This window comes from Sulfolobales archaeon, from assembly GCA_038897115.1.
Classification (GTDB): domain Archaea; phylum Thermoproteota; class Thermoprotei_A; order Sulfolobales; family AG1; genus AG1.
Map to the genome: position 1 here is coordinate 1 of JAWAXC010000127.1, position 5,753 is coordinate 5,753.

A 5,753-nucleotide genomic window follows, 5' to 3' on the forward strand; every position below is an offset into this window, starting at 1 on the left:
AAAAGTCGTTAGAGAGGCTGTGGAGAGAGGCTTCAGAGTAGCTGTGGCTGGGGGGATAAGAGGCGAATCTATAAAGAGGATGGCTAGCATCGGGGCATCTATAATAATTATCGGAGGGTGGATAACAAAACACCACGATCCGGTGGAGAGGATGAGAGAGGCGATTAGGATTTTGAGGGGATAGAGTATTAATAGCCTCGAATCCTCTAACCAAGGTGGTGATTGCTTGGATTATAAACTCTTAACTAGAAAAACCAACATCGCTGTAGATGATTCCGGGATTGAGGTATATATTGCGAGACCAGCTGTTAAAGATCCTCTGCCAGCTGTTATACTCATACATGAGATATGGGGTCTGGAAAAACATATGATCGATGTAGCCAATAGGATAGCTTCTGAAGGATACATGGTTGTAGCACCAGATCTCTATTCAAGACCAGACCTAAAGCCATTTCTAACTACAGAGAATGTCGAGAAGGCAATGTCTATCATCAGGAGCATCCCCCAGGAGAAGAGGAGAGATCCCAGCTATATCAGAGGTCTCTTGGAGAACGCTGAAGAGCCCGTTAGAAAGGTCCTCGAAATACTCTTCATAGGTAGGAGGGATCTTGAGGATAGAATGGTGAGAGATCTAATATTAATTACCAGAAATATTAGGGATAGTAGCGATGTTATAAGAGAAAAGATAGCTGTTATGGGCTTCTGTATGGGGGGAGGTCTCGCCTTCCAGCTATCTACGGAGGAGGAATTTAAAGCTACAATAGTATTCTATGGATCACCTCCAAACCCTATAGAAAGGGTTTCAAAGATCAAGGGATCTGTGATGGGGATCTATGCAGGTTATGACCCTCCTATAAACTCTCTGCTCCCACAACTGATAGATGCTATAGTGAAGTATGGTGTAGATTTTGAAATGAAGATCTATCCAGGGACATATCATGGCTTCTTCAACAATACAAGGCAAGCCTATAATGAGGAAGCATCTCTAGATGCGTGGGAAAGGGTAAAGCTATTTCTAGAGAAAAAGCTAAAGAGGGTGGGATAAGTGGGTAATGCTGGGAAGATAAAGCGAGATATAGATGACAATGGGAAGCTCTCAAGATGCTTTGAAGCGTACCTCGAAGCTATAGAAATGATCTCTAGGATTAGATCTAAAAGTAGCAAATGAGAATAGCAATAGCACAGACCATATTGAGACTATGATTAGTAGATCTTATATGTCGTAGCTACATAAAACATTATCAATATAGATCATTTTTAATTCTCTACTAAAACCTCGATGAGCTATGTAGCTATATATCTCTCTCTAAGCTCTTACGTCTATTGCTAAAGAAATCTAATGTGAAGGTTTATTTTGAGTGGTAACTCTTAGGTGTATATGTTGGGGATATAACTTCTGATGTGGTAATTAAATATATAAGGTTGGGTTTAAATTATAGCGTAAGGTTGCCCCATGGGCGAAGGAGGGGTAAGTAGAAGATCTTTTCTGAAGATTGTTGGCGGTGTAGTTGTAGCTGCAGGGATAGGCTTGGGTGTTCTTTACTATCTCTCGAGAGGTTCGCAGGTTTCTACCTTAACTCCTACACCTGTCAGAGGTCAGCAATCAACAACAGCTCTAACGACAGCACCTAGATCTCCTCTAACTCCTGTAAGAGGTGGTGAGCTGAGGATAGAGCTTATCTCGGAGATAGTGAGGCTAGATCCTCATGCTTCTACTGCTGCGGTGGATAGACAGGTGTACCAGGCTATATATGATCATTTCTTGGATCTTGATGAGAACGGCAATATAGTACCCGCTATCTGTGAATCTTGGTCCCAACCGGATTCCAAAACATATATATTTAGAATAAGAGACGGGGTGAAGTTCCATGATGGGACTAAATTAGATGCTGATGCGGTTGTGTGGAACTTCAATAGAATGCTTGGCAGGCTTGATAAGAAGTTCCTTCCAAATCCAAATGCAAGGGCTAGCGAGGTAGCCCTGATCGAGAGTGTCAAAGCTGATGATAGTCTCACGGTAAGGGTAACGCTTAAAAGCCCATTTGCACCTTTTCTATCTATCTTAACAGATCGTGCTGGCATGTTTATATCCCCCACATCTTTTGAAAAAGATCCGGAGGGTTTCTTTCAAAAGCCAGTAGGAGCTGGCCCCTTTAGATTTGTAGAGTGGAGAAAAGGGGATAGGCTTGTTGTCGAGAGGTTTGATGGCTATTATAGATCTGGTATGCCGTATCTCGATAGGATTGTATATACATTCCAGGCTGATGCTACACAGAGGTTAAATGACCTTAGATCTGGTACTGTAGATATAATCCAAACGTTTGCTCAGAAGGATATAGATGTTGTTAAAAGGGAGGCATCCCAGGGAAGCCTAGTGTATTCTGTTAAGGCTACGTGGGGGTGGCAGGGCTATGAGCTTAATACAAGGAAACCCCCATTCGATAATAAGCTATTGAGAAAAGCCTTCATGTATGCAATAGATATTGATGAGATCGTTAATACAATATACTATGGCATAGACATACCAGCTAACTATGGACCAATAACACCTGCCCATGGCTCCTTCTATGATCCTAACTATAGACCTCACAGCAAGTGGCCCAAAGCGGATCTTGATATGGCTAAGAAGATGCTTAGAGACGCTGGTTATCCAGATGGTTTTGATTTCGAGCTACAGACAGGGGTCGACCCTATCGCTAGGCTCGAAGCGGAGTTAATACAATCCCAGCTTGCTAGGGTAGGGATCAGGGTTAAGATAACACAGCTGGACTTTACGAGACAGCTTTCAAACCTAGAGCAGGGTAATTACCAGGCATCTGCTATAGGCTGGAGCGGAAGACCAGATCCGGATCAGAATAGCTATATGTTCTGGCGTACCGGTGGATCCTTCAACTTTATGGGATACTCGAATCCAAAGGTTGATGAGCTCTTTGATCAGGCTAGAGCGGAAAGCGATCAGTCTAAGAGAGCCAAGATCTATAGGCAGATAATAGATATATTATATGACGATGCCCCATATATATTCGTGAGATATCCAGCAGATCCAAAAGCGTGGAAGCCATATGTAAAAGGGTTCATACATATAGCGGATGGCATGATAAGGCCGGCAGGTATCTGGATCTCTAAGTAGGGGTGGTCGATGCAAGGACTTAAGGAGCTAATAATAAGAAGAATAGCTGTTCTGCCTATAACACTTTTAATAATATCCCTCTTTGTCTATCTAGTAATAAGATCTATACCTGGAAACCCTGTGCAGGCTCTCTTAGGCGAAGAATATAGTGAGGAGGCTGCGAGGGAGCTTGAAAGGCAGTTAGGTCTTGACAAACCGGTTTTACTTGGCTATATAGATTGGTTTTCCGGTATATTAAAAGGGGATCTAGGGTATTCGCTAGCTATTGCTTATAAGATCAAAATATCGGATCTTCTTATTCAAAGAATACCTGTTACTATAGAGCTAGCTATTCTCTCACTATTAATAGGACTTATACTCGGTATAGGGCTAGGTACTTTGGCAGGGTTGAATAGGGGTAATAAGGTGGACGTCTTAATATCGAGTATCTTGCTTCTAAACCTAGCTATCCCAGTATTTGTGAGGGCCCTTATATTGATACTTATATTCTCCTTACTACTTAGAATGCTTCCATCATCGGGGTATGTGGCGATAACGGAGGATCCGATAAATAATCTTAAACTGATGTTGATGCCCTCCTTAGCAGCAGGCCTTGGTATAGCCTCAGTCATTGCTAGGATAACTAGAGCCTCTATTATAGATGCTATAGCCTCGGACTATGTCATCGTTGCAGTAGCAAAGGGACTACCTAGAAGGCTGATCCTTTCGAGCTATATCCTTAGGAATGCGTTGCTCCCAATAATAACGATAACAGGGTTACAGCTCGGCTCGCTATTAGGGGGTCTAGTTATAACAGAGACTATATTTAGAGTCCCTGGGATCGGCAGTCTAGTCTATGAATCTATAATCCAGCGTGACTACCCAGTCCTTCTCGGATGTGTGCTGTTAATATCCCTATCCTATGTAGTGATAAACCTAGTGGTTGATGTGCTATACGCGGTTGCAGATCCTAGGATAAGATATGGAAGAGGTGGAGCTGTTAATGAATAGCTATAGAGCTATATTAAGAGAACCAAGGATCTTCATAGGCCTTGCAATGCTAATAACGCTAGTGATCTTGGCAGCTGCTTCGATCTTCGGGGGATTTCTAGATCCTTTTAAAACTATGGTTTCTAAACCCTTGAGCCCGCCCTCGCTGGAACATCCAATGGGTACCGATGCCTTGGGAAGGGATCTTCTTTCAAGGATATTCTTAGGTATTCTTATATCTCTATATATCTCTGTATTGGGAACAATCATAGCATTCCTTCTAGGAGCGCCCATAGGCTTTATAGCCGGGTTTTATAGAGGGACAGGTATTGATGAGACTATAACGAGGGTTATAGATGCTCTTCTATCCTTCCCAACACTTGTCCTTGTACTCTTTATAAGCGCTACATATGGACAGGGGCCTCTAATCGCATCAATAGCAATTGGGATAGCTGAATCACCAATAGTTGCTAGGCTTGTGAGGAGTACTGCCATAGGTATCATGTCTAGTCAATTCATAGAAGCTGTGAGAGCAATAGGCGCTAGTAAGCTATGGATCATGCGTAAATATTTGATCCCACATTCGGCATCGATATTGATTACACAGTTCACATTAACACTTAGCACCGCTATAATACTTGAATCTGGGCTGAGCTTCCTAGGCCTAAGCACACCACCTCCTGTTGTTAGCCTAGGAGGCATTGTGAGGGAAGGCTTTCTCTATATAGATAGTGCGTGGTGGTACGCAGCACTACCCTCAGCATTCTTGGTTGCTATAATCATGGCGGTAAATCTGATCGGCGATGGTCTCAACGATACTATAGATCCTAGATTCAGGGCTTCTAGAGAAAATGCACGTATGGCCTAAATATCATTACTCAATAGCTCAGATTCACCCAATCGTAGGTAATCCTCTAGGCATATCTAGCATTAGAATATAGAAGCCCCTCCCTCTAGCTTTTCCCACAAATGTTTTCTGACCTAGGAATGGCTTGGTTGCTATCAAGAGCTAAGATGTTAATATCTTAATCATTTATTAATTTGGTTTATTTCAGAAAGAGGGTATTCTATCCCATATAAAATTAATCACTTCATCATGGGAGGGTACTTCATGCGAGCCTAGCCTCATTATCTTGAGAGCTGCTGCCGCACTAGCGTATATGGTAGCTTTTCTAATTGTATATCCTCTTAACAGGCTTGTTATAAAGCCAGCTGCATATGCATCACCCGCACCTGTAGTGTCAACGGGATTTGTTATTTGGAAAGCTGGTATGTATTCAGAAAAATCTTTAGTTTTTATATAAGAACCATCTTTACCTAGCTTAACAACTACGATCTGAGGGCCTAGATCTTTTATTATATCTGCAGCCTTTCTATAGTCCTTCTCATTAGTCATGTAGTAGGCTTCTTGACTATTTAGTAAAACTATATCGCTCATCTCAAGGATCTTTTTTAATTCTGATAAGCCCTTCTTAGATAAGACTCTTCCAGGATCCCAAGAAGATGTTAACCCATATTTCTTAGCTAGCTCAAGAGCTTTTATCGATGTATCTATTCTTAAACTGGATATATGGATATGTCTAGATTCTCTAATCAGATCCTCATCTATCTCTTCAGGCCTTAGATCCTCTGCAGAGCCCTTGTACCCATACAT

6 protein-coding genes are annotated in these 5,753 nt (G+C 42.1%); 5 read left to right on the forward strand and 1 reads right to left on the reverse strand.

From position 1 onward, the window contains the following. The 5 genes from QXE01_11320 to QXE01_11340 form a co-directional block, all read left to right on the forward strand. Positions 1-184: hypothetical protein (locus QXE01_11320; GenBank protein ID MEM4971826.1), on the forward strand; the 184-nt coding region annotated here is incomplete at its 5' end. Between the two features lie 42 nt (positions 185-226). After that, on the forward strand, positions 227-1,045 hold the full coding sequence (locus QXE01_11325; protein ID MEM4971827.1) for a dienelactone hydrolase family protein: 819 nt from the start codon (positions 227-229) through the stop codon (positions 1,043-1,045). Between the two features lie 408 nt (positions 1,046-1,453). Further along, a complete protein-coding gene (locus QXE01_11330) occupies positions 1,454-3,130 on the forward strand; it encodes an ABC transporter substrate-binding protein (protein ID MEM4971828.1) in 1,677 nt (558 codons plus the stop codon). 9 nt (positions 3,131-3,139) lie between these two features. Then, positions 3,140-4,120, forward strand: coding sequence for an ABC transporter permease (locus QXE01_11335; protein MEM4971829.1), 981 nt, complete (start codon positions 3,140-3,142; stop codon positions 4,118-4,120). Then, positions 4,113-4,967, forward strand: coding sequence for an ABC transporter permease (locus tag QXE01_11340; GenBank protein ID MEM4971830.1), 855 nt, complete (start codon positions 4,113-4,115; stop codon positions 4,965-4,967). The genes QXE01_11335 and QXE01_11340 overlap by 8 nt, the downstream gene beginning before the upstream one ends. A 183-nt stretch (positions 4,968-5,150) precedes the next feature. On the opposite strand, the gene QXE01_11345 is transcribed toward QXE01_11340, so the two are convergent. Beyond that, a partial coding sequence (locus QXE01_11345) for a PfkB family carbohydrate kinase (protein MEM4971831.1) occupies positions 5,151-5,753 on the reverse strand: 603 nt, incomplete at its 5' end.

Bases quoted from the DNA above. Each gene is read 5' to 3' on its own strand.
- QXE01_11340 (MEM4971830.1), top strand. From the start codon at position 4,113: ATGAATAGCTATAGAGCTATATTAAGAGAACCAAGGATCTTCATAGGC.
- QXE01_11335 (MEM4971829.1), top strand. From the start codon at position 3,140: ATGCAAGGACTTAAGGAGCTAATAATAAGAAGAATAGCTGTTCTGCCT.
- QXE01_11330 (MEM4971828.1), top strand. From the start codon at position 1,454: ATGGGCGAAGGAGGGGTAAGTAGAAGATCTTTTCTGAAGATTGTTGGC.